The organism is uncultured Sulfitobacter sp. (assembly GCF_947502895.1).
GTDB lineage: Bacteria > Pseudomonadota > Alphaproteobacteria > Rhodobacterales > Rhodobacteraceae > Sulfitobacter.
Genome location: NZ_CANNBM010000001.1, coordinates 766890 through 781099, shown reverse-complemented (window position 1 = coordinate 781099; position 14210 = coordinate 766890). Strand labels below are relative to the sequence as shown.

Here is a 14210-nt window from a genome sequence, read left to right as displayed (position 1 = left end):
CATTTCTGGGAGGAAATCATGAAGAAAATTACTTTTGCCGCTACAACGGCGATGGCACTGGTTGCCGCATCCTATTCATACGCACAAGAAATGACCGTTGGCGTCAGCTGGTCCAACTTTCAGGAGGAGCGTTGGAAAACGGACGAGGCGGCAATCAAAGGCGCTTTGGAAGCTGCGGGCATCGGCTATCTTTCTGCGGACGCGCAGTCATCCTCTGGCAAGCAGTTGTCGGACATCGAGAACCTGATCGCACAGGGTGCGGATGCGCTGATCATTCTGGCGCAGGACGCGTCATCCGTTGGGCCGGCAGTGCAGGCAGCTGCGGACGAAGGCATTCCTGTCATCGCTTATGACCGTTTGATTGAAGACAGCCGCGTTTTTTATCTCACTTTTGACAATGTCGAAGTGGGCCGGATGCAGGCGCGTGCCGTGTTGGCAGCACAGCCGACAGGCAACTACGTGATGATCAAAGGCTCGCCAACCGATCCGAATGCCGACTTTTTGCGCGGTGGCCAGCAGGAAATCCTGCAAGAGGCTATCGACAGTGGTGCGATCACAATCGTGGGCGAAGCCTATACCGATGGCTGGGTTCCAGCGAACGCACAGCGGAATATGGAGCAAATCCTGACGGCCAATGACAACAAAGTTGATGCCGTGGTTGCGTCGAACGACGGCACAGCTGGTGGCGTTGTTGCCGCGCTTACAGCGCAAGGCATGGAAGGCATTCCAGTATCCGGTCAGGATGGCGATCACGCCGCTCTGAACCGCGTTGCAACAGGTACGCAGACAGTTTCAGTCTGGAAAGATGCACGCGCTTTGGGTCGTGAAGCTGGTGAAATCGCTGTTTCCTTGATCAAGGAAATGGAGGTTGACGGTGCGGCTGACTGGACCTCGCCAAGCGGGACAACAATGACTGCCAAGTTCCTTGCGCCTGTTCCTGTGACTGCCGACAACCTGAGTGTTGTTTTGGACGCGGGCTGGATCATGAAAGACGTTCTTTGCGCAGGTTCCGATAACGCTGCCTGTCAGTAATCCGGATCATTAATCCGTTCCCTCCGGTGCAAGCCGGAGGGAACACCAATATTCTTTCCCTGTTTCACTGTTGACGACAGCCTGCCCTCGGGCGGACTGTTCTGTGGTACACGAATGAAAAGGTTCTGCGCATGCGATCCCCCCTTCGAAATTTCCTTGACAAGCTCGGCATAGATCTGCGGCTCATGGGCATGATTGGTGCGCTTGTCCTGTTGTGGATCATGTTTGATCTGATCACTGGCGGGCGTTTCCTGACGCCCCGAAATGTTTTCAATATCTCGGTTCAGACTGTGTCTGTGGCGCTTATGGCGACAGGAATGGTGTTTGTTATTGTGATCCGCCATATCGACCTCTCGGTTGGGTCTATGTTGGGATTTATCGGCATGACAGTCGCCGCTTTGCAGGTCAAGTTTCTGCCCGAACTTGTGGGTTTCGGGCATTGGTCGATCTGGATCATTGCGGTTGTTGCAGCCATTCTAATGGGGGCGGTGATCGGGGCGGTACAGGGCTGGGTTATCGGCTATCTGTTGATCCCTTCGTTTATTGTGACGCTGGGTGGGTTGTTGATTTTTCGCGGTGCGATGTGGTGGGTGACGCAGGGGCAAACCGTTGCTCCGCTTGACCCCAACTTCAAACTTTTGGGCGGTGGCGCTGACGGCACGCTTGGAGAAACGCTGAGCTGGGGCTTTGGTGTTTTTGCGACGCTGGCGGCTGTCGCCCTGATGCTGATGAGCAGACGACGCAAGACAAACCACGGCTTCAAGGTGAAGCCTGTATGGGCCGAGGCGACACTGATTGGTCTCGCTGCGGGTCTGATCATGTGCTTTGTCTGGACGATGAATTCCTATCCGATTGCCAAGGGCGCATTGCCCCGCATCGCGCAGGCACGCGGTATCGAAGTGACCGAGGGGTTGGTCCTCAATCACGGTGTGGCGATCCCTGTTGTGATCTTGTTGATTGTGACCCTTCTGATGACCATCGTTGCGAGCCGCACGCGGTTTGGCCGCTATGTCTATGCGACGGGCGGCAACCCCGAAGCGGCAGAGCTGTCTGGCATTAACACCCGCTTGCTCACGGTCAAAGTATTCGGACTTTTGGGGGCACTGACCGGCTTGTCGGCTGCGGTAGCGTCTGCGCGACTGGGGGCGGTTGACGTGGGCCTTGGCACGCTGGACGAGTTGCGCGTGATTGCGGCGGCCGTTATCGGCGGCACGGCGCTGGCTGGTGGGGCAGGGACGATTTACGGCGCTGTAATCGGCGCGCTGGTGATGCAGACCCTTCAATCGGGCATGGCCTCGGCCAATGTTGATGCGCCACTGCAAAATATCGTGGTTGGTTTTGTACTGGTCTTTGCCGTCTGGATCGACATTGTGTACCGCCGCAAGACCGGCGTGTGAGGAGACCGTTATGACACAGAACACGCCACTTGTTGAAATGAAGAATATGCGCATTTCCTTTGGCGGCATCCATGCCGTTGATGACGTGTCCATTGACCTTCATCCTGGAGAAGTTGTGGGCCTGTTGGGTCACAATGGGGCAGGCAAGACCACACTTATCAAAATGCTGTCGGGGGCCTATGCCGCCGACAGTGGGGAAATCTGGATTGATGGTGAGAAAGCCACGATCAGAAACCCGCGCGACGCCCGTGCCTATAGCATCGAGACAATCTATCAAAAGTTGGCGCTGTCCGACAATCTGGATGCGGCGAGCAATCTGTTTCTGGGGCGCGAGTTGGTGACAGGGTCTGGCATGCTGGACGATGATGCAATGGAGGCGGAGACCCGTGAAATCCTCGGGCGGCTCAACCCCAACTTCAAGAAGTTCGGGGAGCCTGTTTCGGCCCTGTCAGGCGGGCAGCGCCAGTCGGTTGCGATTGCGCGGGCTGTCTATTTCAACGCCCGCATCCTGATTATGGACGAGCCGACGGCCGCGCTGGGGCCGCAAGAGACCGCGATGGTGTCCGAGCTTATCCAGCAGCTCAAGGCGGAAGGGATCGGTATTTTTCTGATCAGCCATGACATCCATGATGTGATGGATTTATGCGACCGCGCGAGCGTCATGAAGAACGGAAAGCTTGTGGGGACTGTCAATATCAACGACGTCACAGACGACGACCTGTTGAGCATGATTATTCTTGGCAAGCTGCCGTCCTGAGCGAAACGTCTTGAAAGTGTACCGCCTATGGCTTCCGCCCTCGAACAACTTCGAAAGATGACCGCCACCTTCTCTGATGCATGCGATGCGGCATTGGTAAAGCAACCGATGCGCCACGATTGCATGGCAAGCCTGTCTATGGGGTTAAAGGCCCTCAAAGCGGGCGAGCGGCAAGGCCTTTACAAAAGGGGAAGTAAGGCAGGCCAGTGTCCCGACACCGTTTGCGCTGGAGGTGTGCAATATGCTGGCCATCAGAAGCTGCCGAAACTCCTTGCTGATAGAAATTGAGCGTTCCGAGGTGAGGTCAAAGGTGCCAAAAGCGTTTCCGTATTGAATAGCTAACTCACGAACTCTTTAAACTGGTTTTTATATGCATAACCTTCCTTCCTCTGGCATGCGTCTTGTTGCTGATGTCGGCGGCACGAATACCCGAATGGCGCTGAGCTGCGATGGAGCGATCGTGCCCGGGACCGTGCGAGGCTATGCAAACGATGAATGGGACGATTTCTACCTTATACTTGCGTCATTTCTGGCTGCCCGGAACACGAAGCTTGACGAGATGGTGATTGCGGTCGCTGGTCCTGTTGACGATGGGCAGGCGCAGTTGACCAATCGCAGCTGGGTGATTGAGGCGTCGCACATCGGGGTGCGATTTGACTGTGGCAAAATCCACCTCCTCAATGATTTGAATGCGCTTGCGTATGCGACACAATCGCTGAACGACGGGCAGTTGCGACAGGTGCGTGTCGGCGTGTTACTTGAAACAAGCCCTGCCCAATCGTTGGTTGTGGGCGTGGGGACAGGTTTCAATGTAGGTCCTGTTCTGGAGCAATCAGGCGTTATGTTTTGCCCAGCTGTTGAAGCAGGCCATGCCACCCTTCCTTTTAGTGTTTCGCGCGAATTGATCCGCGCGGGTATCGACGTGGACCTGTTCGAGACAGTCGAGGCGTTGTTCTCTGGGCGGGGGTTCACACGGTTCTGCCAGCAGATGACGGGAGAGCCCGACCTTGATGGGCGCGCTGTAATTTCGGCTTACAAACAGGGCGGCCCCCAGAGCATATCAGCGGCTGTCGAGCTATATGCAAAGCTATTCGGGCGGCTGTTGGGGGATCTGTCGATGGCCTATATGCCAACCTCGGGCATGTATCTTGCGGGCAGTGTTGCAAGAGCGATTATGCAGGTTGCACAAGAAGCCTGTCTTGAAGGAATATCGAGGCATAGCCAGATTTCTGCCAGTTTCAACGCCCCTGTTTGGGTGATCGAAGATGATGCCGCTGCTCTTATCGGATGCATGGGATACGCATTTGACTGATGGCGCGGACATTGGCGAACGGGGTGGCTCTTTGTGAAAGAGATCATTGGCAAAGATGAAACGGGTGCACCTGTTCACCGCATTACACTGCGGCGGGAAGGGATGCGGGCGGCTGTTCTGAGCCATGGTGCTATTCTGCAAGACCTCAGGATTGCAGGACATGAGCGGTCCCTTGTGCTTGGGTACTCTGATCTGCAGGGCTACTTGAGCGACCAGAACTATTTCGGAGCGATGGTCGGGCGTGTTGCAAACCGGATCGGGGGCGGTTTGGCCCTTCTGGATGGGCAATCCCTGCAACTGGATCGTAACTTGCCCGACGGGCACCATCTGCATGGCGGTTCAGAGGGATCAGGGCGACGAAACTGGCGCGTTGTGGATCATTCCGAAACCCACGTTACTCTGGAAGACACGTTGCCTGACGGACATATGGGATATCCGGGCAATCTAACCGTTCAGGTGCATTTTTCCTTGCTGGAAGGGCAGACCCTTTCGGTTGATATTACAGCACAGTGTGATGCGTTGACCTTGTGTAATTTTGCGCATCACAGCTACTTCAATCTCGGATACGCCGAAACGATTACAGGGCATAGTCTGGAAGTTGCTGCGGACAGCTATGTCGCTGTCAGCGCCGCGGGAATCCCCACAGGGGAGTTGCGCAGAGTTACAGGGACGGCATTTGATTTTCGCGCTGGCAGGCGCTTGATGTCGGGGGAGCGCTACGACCACAATCTGTGCCTTGCAGACCAGCGGCGCGGATTGCAAAAAGTTGCCAGCCTGTGTTGCCCCGAGGGACGAACCCAGTTGGAAATCTCGACGACCGAGGCGGGTCTGCAAATCTATACAGGGCATGGGATCAAGGCCGCATATGATGGTATGGATAGGGTGCGCTATGGCCCATTCTCAGGCATCGCTCTGGAGCCACAAGGCTGGCCTGATGCACCGAACCACGCGGATTTCCCATCTGTTACGCTGGCTGTTGGTGAGACCTACCACCAGAAATCAACATTCCGGTTTGTTCATCCTGCGCGGTGATCGTTCTCTGGCAAACAACTTTTGACCTGAGGATGCAAAGACAGACCCCATGATAGGGAAACGGCTGCCGTTTCGCGGCAGGGGAGAGCAAGTGGCTGTTCAGGGCTAAACCAAATCATCCTGCTTGTGGTCTATTGAGCCGATAGGTGCGAAGCGCTTTGGGAATATTCGGCAGAGCTATAACAAGACGTGAGCAAAGCGTCTCGGAGAGCGGTAGCGCTAGAGCAGGCGTCAGCACAATGAAAAAGGCACATGGGCAGTCTGGCCCGCTGCCTTGTCCCGCCTCCGGTTTGAAGAGGGGGTTAACGTATGACGCATACCGGGCAATCAAAACCTCCGGTCAAAACCATAGTTGATTTCGGTGTTTCGCTTTACCTATCACTTGTTGGTAGTCATCAAGCGACGCTGAATCTGCGTATCAGGCTGTCTGTCGCAGAACGCGCGGCACTTTGAATTCTACGTTTTCCACTGCAGTCTCGACCAGCTCTTCGGTCACATCGTAGCGGGATTTGAATGCGTCAATGACTTCGTTGATGAGGACTTCGGGGGCGCTTGCCCCTGCGGTGATGCCAATGCTGGTGATGCCATCAAGGGCGCGCCAGTCGATATCGTCGGCCCGTTGGACCAGTTGCGCGTAAGAGCAGCCCGCGCGCGAGCCTACTTCAACAAGGCGTTTGGAGTTTGATGAGTTCGGCGCGCCGACCACCAGCATCGCGTCGCATTTTGGTGCCATGGCTTTCACCGCTTCTTGGCGGTTGGTGGTGGCGTAACAGATGTCTTCTTTGTGCGGTCCTACGATCGCAGGGAAGCGTGCCTGCAGAGCGGCAACAATATCTGCTGTGTCGTCGATGCTCAGCGTGGTTTGGGTGACATAGGCGAGTTTTGTCTCATCGCGCACGTGTACCGCTGCTACGTCTTCGGGAACTTCGACCAACAGAACTTCGCCTTCGGGAAGCTGGCCCATGGTACCGACGGTTTCGGGGTGGCCTTCATGGCCGATCATTATCATTTGCAAGCCAGCGTCATGGTGGCGCTGTGCCTCGATGTGGACCTTGCTGACCAGCGGACAAGTGGCATCGACATAGACCATATTGCGCGCTTGTGCGGCGCTGGGCACGGATTTCGGGACACCGTGGGCCGAGAAGATCACAGGGCGATCATCGGGACATTCGGAGAGTTCTTCGACGAAAACGGCACCTTTGTCGCGCAGGCTGTCGACGACAAATTTATTATGCACGATTTCGTGTCGGACAAAGACAGGCGCGCCCCATTTCTCGATCGCCATCTCGACAATTTTGATGGCGCGGTCCACGCCTGCGCAAAATCCGCGCGGTGCAGCGAGGTAGAGGGTAAGGGGGGGCTTGCTCATCAGTATCTCCGTCTTTGGGGATAGAGGTAAATGGGCAGGGCCGTCAGGTCCAGCAACGTTTTGCCGCAGAGGTTTTAATCCGCTGCTGGCGGGATATCACGGGGGGGACGGCGTATCACATCGCGCAGATCATCCAGTTCGATAAAGTTATCGGCCTGACGGCGCAGCTCGTCCGAGATCATGGGCGGTTGGCTGCGGATGGTGGAAACGACAGAAACACGCACACCCTGGCGCTGAAGCGAGGCCACAAGGGGGCGGAAATCACCATCGCCTGAAAAGATGACAATGTGGTCGACGCGGGGTGCAAGCTCCATCGCGTCCACGGCCAGCTCGATGTCCATGTTGCCTTTGATTTTACGGCGGCCCATGCTGTCGGTGTATTCGTTGGCGGTTTTTGTGACCATGGAAAAGCCGTTATAGTGCAGCCAGTCCACTAGGGGGCGGATTGGCGAATATTCGTCATTTTCCAGCAGTGCGGTATAATAGAAAGCGCGCAGTAGTTTACCACGACGCATAAATTCAGAGCGCAACAATTTGTAGTCGATGTCAAAACCGAGAGATTTCGAGGCAGCGTACAAGTTTGAGCCATCAATGAAGAGCGCGAGGCGCTCATCTTTGTAAAACATGGTTTTCCTCTAAAATCTCTGCATAAGGCAGGTGGGAAACGGGTGCTGAAATACCGTAAACTGTTGTCAGTCAACGGCTGTTAAGGTGTATGTAGATTATTCTGCAAATCGCACAAGGGCTTGTCATGGGGAAAAACAGCGCATCTTCGCTCAACTATGACGTGCAGTGCCTTTTGGCGCTTGGATCGAACCTTGAATTCGGGGAATCGGGTTCGGCAGAGGTGCTGGATCAGGCATTTGATATGCTGGGTGAGGCAGGTTTTGTGATTCGCGCCCGAAGCCGTTATTTCAACACTCCGGCGTTCCCTGCGGGGTCTGGTCCGGATTTTGTGAACGCGGCGGCTGTGGTGGAGGCAGATATGACTGCCGCGCAAGTGCTGGCAGGTTTGCACGCGGTTGAGGCGCAGATGGGCAGGCTGCGGGTGCAGCGCTGGGGGGCGCGGACGCTGGATCTGGATTTGATCGCGATGGGGCAAACTGTGCTGCCTGACCCGCAAACTCACCAATACTGGCGGGAATTGCCGCTGGAAGCGCAACAAATCGAAATACCGTCTGAATTGGTCTTGCCGCATCCGCGTCTTGCCGAGAGGGCATTTGTGCTGGTGCCGCTGCTGGAAGTCGCGCCTGACTGGGCGCACCCGATCACCGGAGATACAGTGCGCGCAATGCATGATGCGCTACCGCAAGGCCTGCGTGACGAGGTGGTCGCATTGTAATACCTGCTTGTAAATCAGGGCGAACGGGCCTAAGTACCGCTTTCTAGCTTGTATTCTGTATTGGAGCGTCCAATGGCCCGCGTCACCGTCGAAGATTGTGTTGATAAAGTCCCGAACCGGTTTGAACTGGTTATGCTTGCGGCACACCGCGCGCGCGAAATCTCGGCCGGTTCGGCCGTGACCGTTGATCGCGACAATGACAAAAATCCTGTCGTTTCGCTGCGTGAGATCGCGGACGAGACCCAAGCCGCTGATGATCTGCGCGAGCGCCTGATCGAAAGCAACCAGACCCAGATCGAAGTGGACGAGCCTGAAGAGGATGCCATGGCGATTCTTATGGGTGCCGAGCAGGACAAGCCCGAAGAGGACAGCATGTCCGAAGAGATGCTGCTGCGTCAGTTGATGGCGGCCCAAGGGCAGGGGTGATCGCGGCGGCATACCTTATGCTGCCCTAGGGTTGAGGCAGAGAATGACAACGACTGCCGATGACCTTGTCACATTGGTGCGGGGGTTTAACCCCAAAACAAACGAAGCGCTGATCCGCGACGCCTTCTCTTACGGTGCGCGGATGCACGAAGGGCAATTGCGCCACTCGGGCGAGCCTTATTTCACACATCCCGTTGCCGTTGCCGCCATTCTGGCAGAGCAACAGCTGGACGATGCGACCATTATCACCGCCCTGCTGCACGACACCATCGAAGACACGCCAGCATCCTATAACGAGGTCGAGCAGCTGTTCGGCTCGGAGGTGGCGGAGCTTGTTGACGGCGTCACCAAGCTTACAAATCTGCAGCTGAACTCATCCGAGACCAAGCAAGCCGAGAATTTTCGCAAGTTGTTCATGGCGATGGCCAAGGATTTGCGCGTTATTCTGGTGAAGCTGTCGGACCGTTTGCACAATATGCGCACGATCAAGGCGATGCGCCCGGAAAAGCAGGTGCAAAAAGCGCGTGAAACCATGGATATCTTTGCGCCGCTTGCGGGTCGTATGGGCATGCAATGGATGCGCGAAGAGCTGGAAGATCTGGCGTTTCAGGTTCTCAACCCCGAAGCGCGGACATCTATCATGCGCCGCTTTATCACGCTGCAAAAAGAGACGGGTGATGTGATCGAGCGGATCACAACCGATATGCGTAAAGAGCTGGCGCAAGCGGAGTTGGAGGCCGAGATTTTTGGCCGCGCAAAAAAGCCCTACTCGATCTGGCGCAAGATGGAGGAAAAGGAACAGTCGTTTTCGCGGCTGTCCGACATCTATGGCTTTCGGATCATCACGGACAGCGAGGAAGACTGTTACCGTGCGCTGGGTGCTATTCACCGCCGCTGGCGCGCAGTGCCGGGTCGTTTCAAGGATTACATCAGCCAGCCCAAGACCAATGGCTATCGTTCGATCCATACGACCGTGTCGGGGCGCGATGGCAAGCGGGTAGAAGTACAGATACGCACACGGCAGATGCATGATGTAGCCGAAACAGGTGTGGCCGCGCATTGGTCTTATCGCGACGGTGTACGTTCGCGGAACCCGTTTGCTGTGGATCCTGCAAAGTGGATTGCGCAGCTGACCGAGCAGTTTGACGGTGAGGACGATCACCAGAACTTTCTCGAGGCGGTAAAGCTGGAAATGTACACTGACAAGGTGTTCTGCTTCACGCCCAAAGGGGAAGTGATCAAGCTGCCCAAAGGGGCCACACCGATTGATTTTGCTTATGCGATCCATACGCGCATCGGATCGGCCTGTGTAGGGGCCAAGATTGACGGGCTCCGCGTGCCGCTGTGGACGCGGGTCAAGAACGGTCAGTCTGTCGAGATTATCACCGCCGAGGGGCAGACTCCGCAGGTGACGTGGCTGGACATTGCCACGACAGGCAAAGCCAAAACCGCCATCCGCCGTAGTCTGCGCCATGTCGACCGTGCGCGGTTTGCGAAGCTGGGCCGAGAGCTGGCCCGTTCGGCATTCGAGCAGGTGGGCAAAAAGGCCACCGACAAAGTGCTGGCGACAGCGGCGCGTGCGCTGCGTCTGGGCGATGTGGATGATTTGCTGGAGCAAATGGGCAGTGCTGAACTAACAGGCCGCGAGGTCGTGAGCGCGGTTTATCCAGAGCTCAGCAAGGTGCGCGGCGACGAAGTGGAGCGCAAGCGAGCTGTCATCGGTCTGGAACTGGGCCAGTCGTTTGACCGTGCGCCCTGTTGTGAGCCGCTTCCCGGTGAGCGGATTGTCGGCATCACCTTTCGCGGCAAGGGCGTGACCCTGCACGCGATAGACTGCGACCGACTGAGCGCATATGAGGAGCAGCCCGAACGCTGGCTGGACCTGCGCTGGCATGATGGTAGCCACCCTGCGGCCTATGGTGTCACGCTGGACGTGACGGTGTCGAATGATCCGGGTGTGCTGGGGCGCATCTGTACCCTGATTGGTGAAGCAGGGGCGAATATTGCCGATCTGAATTTTGTTGAGCGCAAGCCCGACTTCTTTCGTGTGCTGGTCCATGCGGAATTGCGGGACGCAGGGCAGCTGCATTCGCTGATGCTGACCCTTGAGGCAGAAAGTCACGTAGCGGCGATTACCAGATACCGCGATACAGGTGTACAGGCTGATGCGATTGCAGCCGTGGAGAACGCCCAGTGATTTTCAAACGCCGCGACCCCAAGCCGATGTTGCGCCGCATGGCCGAGCTGGTTTGGCCTCGCGGTGGCTGGGCGCGTGCGTTCCATTATGTAAAACACCGCATGCGGCGCCTGCCCGACAGCCCCGAGCGGATTGCGCGGGGCATATGGGCAGGTGTGTTTGTCACCTTCTCGCCGCTGTTCGGATTCCACTTTTTCATCGCTGTCCTGTTGGCCAAGCTGATGAAAGGCAATATCCTTGCCTCGCTGATGGCGACATTTGTAGGCAACCCGCTGACGTTTGTTTTCATCGCTCTGGCGTCGCTTAAATCGGGTCACTGGATTTTGGGGACCGAGCTGGAAGAGGGTGAGTTGCGCGCGCTGAGCCGCAAGTTTTCGGACGCGGGGAGTGATTTATGGCATAATACCATGGCCATTTTCACACCTGAAAAAATGGATTGGTCCGGCCTCGCGATTTTTTCGCGAGAGGTGTTCTATCCCTATCTGATCGGCGGCATTTTGCCCGGTATCTTCTTTGCCACGCTGAGCTATTATCTGGCTGTGCCGTTGTTGCAGGCTTACCAGCGCCGCCGCAAGGGATTGATCAAGGCGAAATTCGAAGCACTCAAGGCCAAGACTGCCGCTAAGGCGGAAGAGAAAAAGCTGGCTGCGAAAGAGAAAAAGGAAAAAGCGAATGGCTGAGCTGCAAAAGCTGCGTCTGGGTGTGAACATCGATCACGTGGCCACGGTGCGCAATGCGCGTGGGGGCGATACGCCCGATCCGCTGCGTGCTGCACGGATCGCGCAAGAGGCGGGTGCCGATGGCATCACCGCGCACCTGCGCGAAGACCGCCGCCACATCTCGGATGCGGATATTGAAGGTTTGATGGATATTCTGACCGTGCCGCTGAATTTCGAGATGGCGGCAACGCCTGAAATGCAGGCTATTGCCTTGCGCCATAAACCGCATGCCGTGTGCATCGTGCCGGAAAAACGCGAGGAGCGAACGACCGAAGGTGGTCTGGAAGTGGCACGCGAGGAAAACCGTCTGGCCCATTTCATCGCGCCTCTGCGTGAGGCGGGCAGCCGTGTGTCTATCTTTATTGCCGCCGAGCAGCGTCAGCTGGAGGCCGCGCACCGCATTGGCGCGCAGGTGGTCGAGCTGCATTCAGGGGCCTACTGCGATGCCTTTCACGAGGGGCGCTATGAGGATGCGGATGCAGAGCTGGCCAAACTACGGGATATGGCCACGTTTGGATACGAACTGGGGTTGGAAATGCATGTGGGTCACGGGCTGACCTATGACACAGTCTCGCCTGTGGCGGCTTTTCCCGAAGTGGTGGAGCTGAACATCGGGCATTTTCTGATTGGAGAGGCGATTTTTCTGGGGCTTGAGCCTGCAATCGCCGAGATGCGCCGCCTGATGGACGATGCGCGCGCTGTTTGATCGCGTTTTGCCGGTACTGGCCGTTGTGCTGGTGCTGGCGTCGCTGTGGCAGCTCGAAGGGGCACGGCGCGGGGTTGAGATCACGAACGGTTCTGTCGGACAGACCCCCGTTATCAGCTACACAATCGCGGATGCGAACGGTCCTGTTGTAGTGATCGCGCATGGCTTTGCGGGATCTGCACAGATGATGCAGGCCTATGCGCTTACGCTCGCGCGGTCCGGTTACCGCGTCCATAGCTTTGATTTTCTGGGCCATGGCCGCAATCCTGTCCCGATGTCAGGTGATGTGACCGTGATTGACGGCACCACGCGCCTGTTGGTCGAACAAACGCTGGATGTTGTCGCTGCTGTGGGTGACGCAGATGTACCTGTGGCGGTACTGGGCCATTCTATGGCGACGGATGTGCTTATCCGTGCGGCGCTGGATGATCGGGCGAACATTGGCCCGCTTGTGTTGCTGTCCGCATTCTCGCAGGCAGTCACCGAGGCGGAGCCTGCCGATATGCTGTTGATTTCGGGGCAGTGGGAGGGGCATTTGCGCGCCTTTGGCCTTGAGGCGGTGCAGATGGTGCAACTTGATGCTGTCGAAGACGCCGTCGTGCAAGCTGATGGTGTGATCCGTATGGCAATGGCAGCACCTTACACCGAACATGTCTCGATCCTGCACAGCAAGGCGGGTCAGATCGCCGCGCGTGACTGGTTGAACCGTGCCTTCAGCCACGAGGGAGCTGCGGCGCGGCCAGTTTCGGGGTGGTGGTTGATGGCGCTTTTGGCAGGGATCGTGGCGCTTGCGCGGCCTCTGGCGCGGTTGCTGCCGACTGGCGCGCGCGTTGCGGTCAACTTGCCCACGCGCGAGGTTTGGCTGCTGGCGTTGGTGCCTGCTGTCAGTGTGCCTGTGGTCGCGACCTATCTGGATGTGCGGCTGCTGCCTGTGATGGTCGCGGATTACCTTGCGTTGCATCTGTTTCTGACAGGCATGGTGCAGCTGGGTATCTTGTGGCGTGTGGGCGTGCGGGTTGGTGCCATCTCGGCTTTGGGCGTGGCGGCGATCCTGGTTTGGGGCTTGGGTGCGTTTGGCCTGGCACTGGACAGATATGGCGCAAATTTTGTGCCCACGTCCGAGCGGCTGTGGGTGATCGCGGCCCTGTGCATTGGCACGCTCCCGTTCATGGTAGCGGATGCGCTGGTGAGCCGCGGCGGCGATGCGCCGCTTTGGCAGCGGCTGGTGCTACGGGTCGCGTTTTTTGCGTCGCTCATGTGGGCGGTGTATCTGGATTTTGAAGGGCTGTTCTTCTTAATCCTGATCGCGCCTGTGATGGTGCTGTTCTACATCGTGTTTGGTTTGATGGGCCGCTGGGTGGCGCAGCGTGCGGGGCCGCTTACGTCGGGCGCTGGGCTGGGCCTGATCCTTGCATGGGCATTGGGCGTTAGTTTTCCGTTCTTTGCAGTAGGGGGTTAGGTATGATTTTGGGCATTGGCACTGATCTGGCCAATATCGAGCGTATCCAAGGCACGCTGGACCGCTTTGGCGTCCGTTTTCGCAACCGTGTGTTCACCGAGATTGAACAAGCGAAAGCGGAGCGGCGCAAAGACGTAGCAGGTACCTATGCGAAACGGTGGGCGGCCAAGGAGGCTTGCTCCAAGGCGCTGGGCACGGGGCTGCGCATGGGGATCAGTTGGCGCGATATGGCGGTGAGCAATTTGCGAACGGGCCAGCCTGTGATGGAAGTGACGGGTTGGGCGGCAGAGCGGTTGGCCAAGATGACGCCTGAAGGGCATGAGGCGATCATCCATGTGACCCTGACCGATGATCATCCCTGGGCGCAGGCCTTTGTCGTGATCGAGGCGCGGCCCACCAAGGCACCCGCACCTTGACACTGCGCGCTGCCCTGCGCATGTACCCCTGAGAGAACCCATAGGA

At 57.2% G+C, this 14210-nt stretch carries 14 protein-coding genes; 12 read left to right on the top strand and 2 right to left on the bottom strand.

The features are described 5' to 3' along the window. Positions 1 to 18: 18 nt before the first annotated feature. The 5 genes from xylF to Q0903_RS03905 all read left to right on the top strand — a co-directional run bounded on the left by xylF (position 19) and on the right by Q0903_RS03905 (position 5530). A complete protein-coding gene (gene xylF / locus Q0903_RS03925; RefSeq protein ID WP_299413006.1) occupies positions 19 to 1032 on the top strand; it encodes a D-xylose ABC transporter substrate-binding protein in 1014 nt (337 codons plus the stop codon). A gap of 131 nt (positions 1033 to 1163) precedes the next feature. Next, positions 1164 to 2429 (top strand): sugar ABC transporter permease, encoded by a 1266-nt coding sequence (locus tag Q0903_RS03920; RefSeq protein WP_299413004.1) that lies wholly within the window; start codon positions 1164 to 1166, stop codon positions 2427 to 2429. Positions 2430 to 2439: 10 nt separating this feature from the next. Next, complete coding sequence (locus Q0903_RS03915) at positions 2440 to 3186, top strand: ATP-binding cassette domain-containing protein (protein WP_299025346.1); 747 nt, start codon at positions 2440 to 2442, stop codon at positions 3184 to 3186. Positions 3187 to 3556: 370 nt separating this feature from the next. After that, a complete protein-coding gene (locus tag Q0903_RS03910; protein WP_299413002.1) occupies positions 3557 to 4498 on the top strand; it encodes an ROK family protein in 942 nt (313 codons plus the stop codon). A 33-nt stretch (positions 4499 to 4531) separates the two neighbouring features. Next, positions 4532 to 5530 carry an aldose epimerase family protein gene (locus Q0903_RS03905; RefSeq protein ID WP_299412999.1) on the top strand — a complete coding sequence of 333 codons (999 nt, stop codon included), beginning with the start codon at positions 4532 to 4534 and terminating at the stop codon, positions 5528 to 5530. A 418-nt stretch (positions 5531 to 5948) separates the two neighbouring features. Here Q0903_RS03905 and ispH read toward each other — a convergent pair whose 3' ends face one another. Both ispH and Q0903_RS03895 read right to left on the bottom strand, forming a co-directional pair. Then, a complete protein-coding gene (ispH, locus tag Q0903_RS03900; RefSeq protein WP_299412996.1) occupies positions 5949 to 6899 on the bottom strand; it encodes a 4-hydroxy-3-methylbut-2-enyl diphosphate reductase in 951 nt (316 codons plus the stop codon). Positions 6900 to 6973: 74 nt separating this feature from the next. Next, positions 6974 to 7525, bottom strand: a complete 552-nt coding sequence (locus Q0903_RS03895; RefSeq protein WP_299025334.1) for an NYN domain-containing protein — start codon at positions 7523 to 7525, stop codon at positions 6974 to 6976. Positions 7526 to 7650: 125 nt separating this feature from the next. Here Q0903_RS03895 and folK point away from each other — a divergent pair, with 125 nt between their 5' ends. The 7 genes from folK (at position 7651) to acpS (ending at position 14164) form a co-directional block, all read left to right on the top strand. Beyond that, positions 7651 to 8241, top strand: a complete 591-nt coding sequence (folK, locus tag Q0903_RS03890; protein ID WP_299025331.1) for a 2-amino-4-hydroxy-6-hydroxymethyldihydropteridine diphosphokinase — start codon at positions 7651 to 7653, stop codon at positions 8239 to 8241. 72 nt (positions 8242 to 8313) lie between these two features. Then, entirely contained in the window at positions 8314 to 8667 is a 354-nt protein-coding gene (rpoZ, locus tag Q0903_RS03885) for a DNA-directed RNA polymerase subunit omega (RefSeq protein WP_299025329.1), read from the top strand. A 43-nt stretch (positions 8668 to 8710) separates the two neighbouring features. Then, the gene (locus tag Q0903_RS03880) at positions 8711 to 10864 is read left to right on the top strand and encodes a bifunctional (p)ppGpp synthetase/guanosine-3',5'-bis(diphosphate) 3'-pyrophosphohydrolase (RefSeq protein WP_299412992.1); all 2154 of its coding nucleotides are present in this window, start codon (positions 8711 to 8713) and stop codon (positions 10862 to 10864) included. After that, a complete protein-coding gene (locus tag Q0903_RS03875; RefSeq protein ID WP_299025323.1) occupies positions 10861 to 11544 on the top strand; it encodes a DUF2062 domain-containing protein in 684 nt (227 codons plus the stop codon). Before Q0903_RS03880 ends, Q0903_RS03875 begins: the two co-directional genes overlap by 4 nt. Beyond that, positions 11537 to 12289, top strand: coding sequence for a pyridoxine 5'-phosphate synthase (locus Q0903_RS03870; protein ID WP_299025320.1), 753 nt, complete (start codon positions 11537 to 11539; stop codon positions 12287 to 12289). Before Q0903_RS03875 ends, Q0903_RS03870 begins: the two co-directional genes overlap by 8 nt. Continuing rightward, complete coding sequence (locus Q0903_RS03865; protein WP_299412989.1) at positions 12273 to 13748, top strand: alpha/beta fold hydrolase; 1476 nt, start codon at positions 12273 to 12275, stop codon at positions 13746 to 13748. The genes Q0903_RS03870 and Q0903_RS03865 overlap by 17 nt, the downstream gene beginning before the upstream one ends. A 2-nt stretch (positions 13749 to 13750) precedes the next feature. Further along, the gene (gene acpS, locus Q0903_RS03860) at positions 13751 to 14164 is read left to right on the top strand and encodes a holo-ACP synthase (RefSeq protein ID WP_299412986.1); all 414 of its coding nucleotides are present in this window, start codon (positions 13751 to 13753) and stop codon (positions 14162 to 14164) included. The last annotated feature ends 46 nt before the right edge of the window (positions 14165 to 14210 follow it).

Excerpts from the sequence above, each read along its gene's own strand:
- Q0903_RS03910 (WP_299413002.1), top strand. The coding sequence starts at position 3,557 with ATGCATAACCTTCCTTCCTCTGGCATGCGTCTTGTTGCTGATGTCGGC.
- Q0903_RS03870 (WP_299025320.1), top strand. The coding sequence starts at position 11,537 with ATGGCTGAGCTGCAAAAGCTGCGTCTGGGTGTGAACATCGATCACGTG.
- xylF (WP_299413006.1), top strand. The coding sequence starts at position 19 with ATGAAGAAAATTACTTTTGCCGCTACAACGGCGATGGCACTGGTTGCC.
- ispH (WP_299412996.1), bottom strand. The coding sequence starts at position 6,899 with ATGAGCAAGCCCCCCCTTACCCTCTACCTCGCTGCACCGCGCGGATTT.
- Q0903_RS03880 (WP_299412992.1), top strand. The coding sequence starts at position 8,711 with ATGACAACGACTGCCGATGACCTTGTCACATTGGTGCGGGGGTTTAAC.
- Q0903_RS03915 (WP_299025346.1), top strand. The coding sequence starts at position 2,440 with ATGACACAGAACACGCCACTTGTTGAAATGAAGAATATGCGCATTTCC.
- Q0903_RS03895 (WP_299025334.1), bottom strand. The coding sequence starts at position 7,525 with ATGTTTTACAAAGATGAGCGCCTCGCGCTCTTCATTGATGGCTCAAAC.
- rpoZ (WP_299025329.1), top strand. The coding sequence starts at position 8,314 with ATGGCCCGCGTCACCGTCGAAGATTGTGTTGATAAAGTCCCGAACCGG.
- Q0903_RS03865 (WP_299412989.1), top strand. The coding sequence starts at position 12,273 with ATGCGCGCGCTGTTTGATCGCGTTTTGCCGGTACTGGCCGTTGTGCTG.
- Q0903_RS03920 (WP_299413004.1), top strand. The coding sequence starts at position 1,164 with ATGCGATCCCCCCTTCGAAATTTCCTTGACAAGCTCGGCATAGATCTG.
- folK (WP_299025331.1), top strand. The coding sequence starts at position 7,651 with ATGGGGAAAAACAGCGCATCTTCGCTCAACTATGACGTGCAGTGCCTT.
- acpS (WP_299412986.1), top strand. The coding sequence starts at position 13,751 with ATGATTTTGGGCATTGGCACTGATCTGGCCAATATCGAGCGTATCCAA.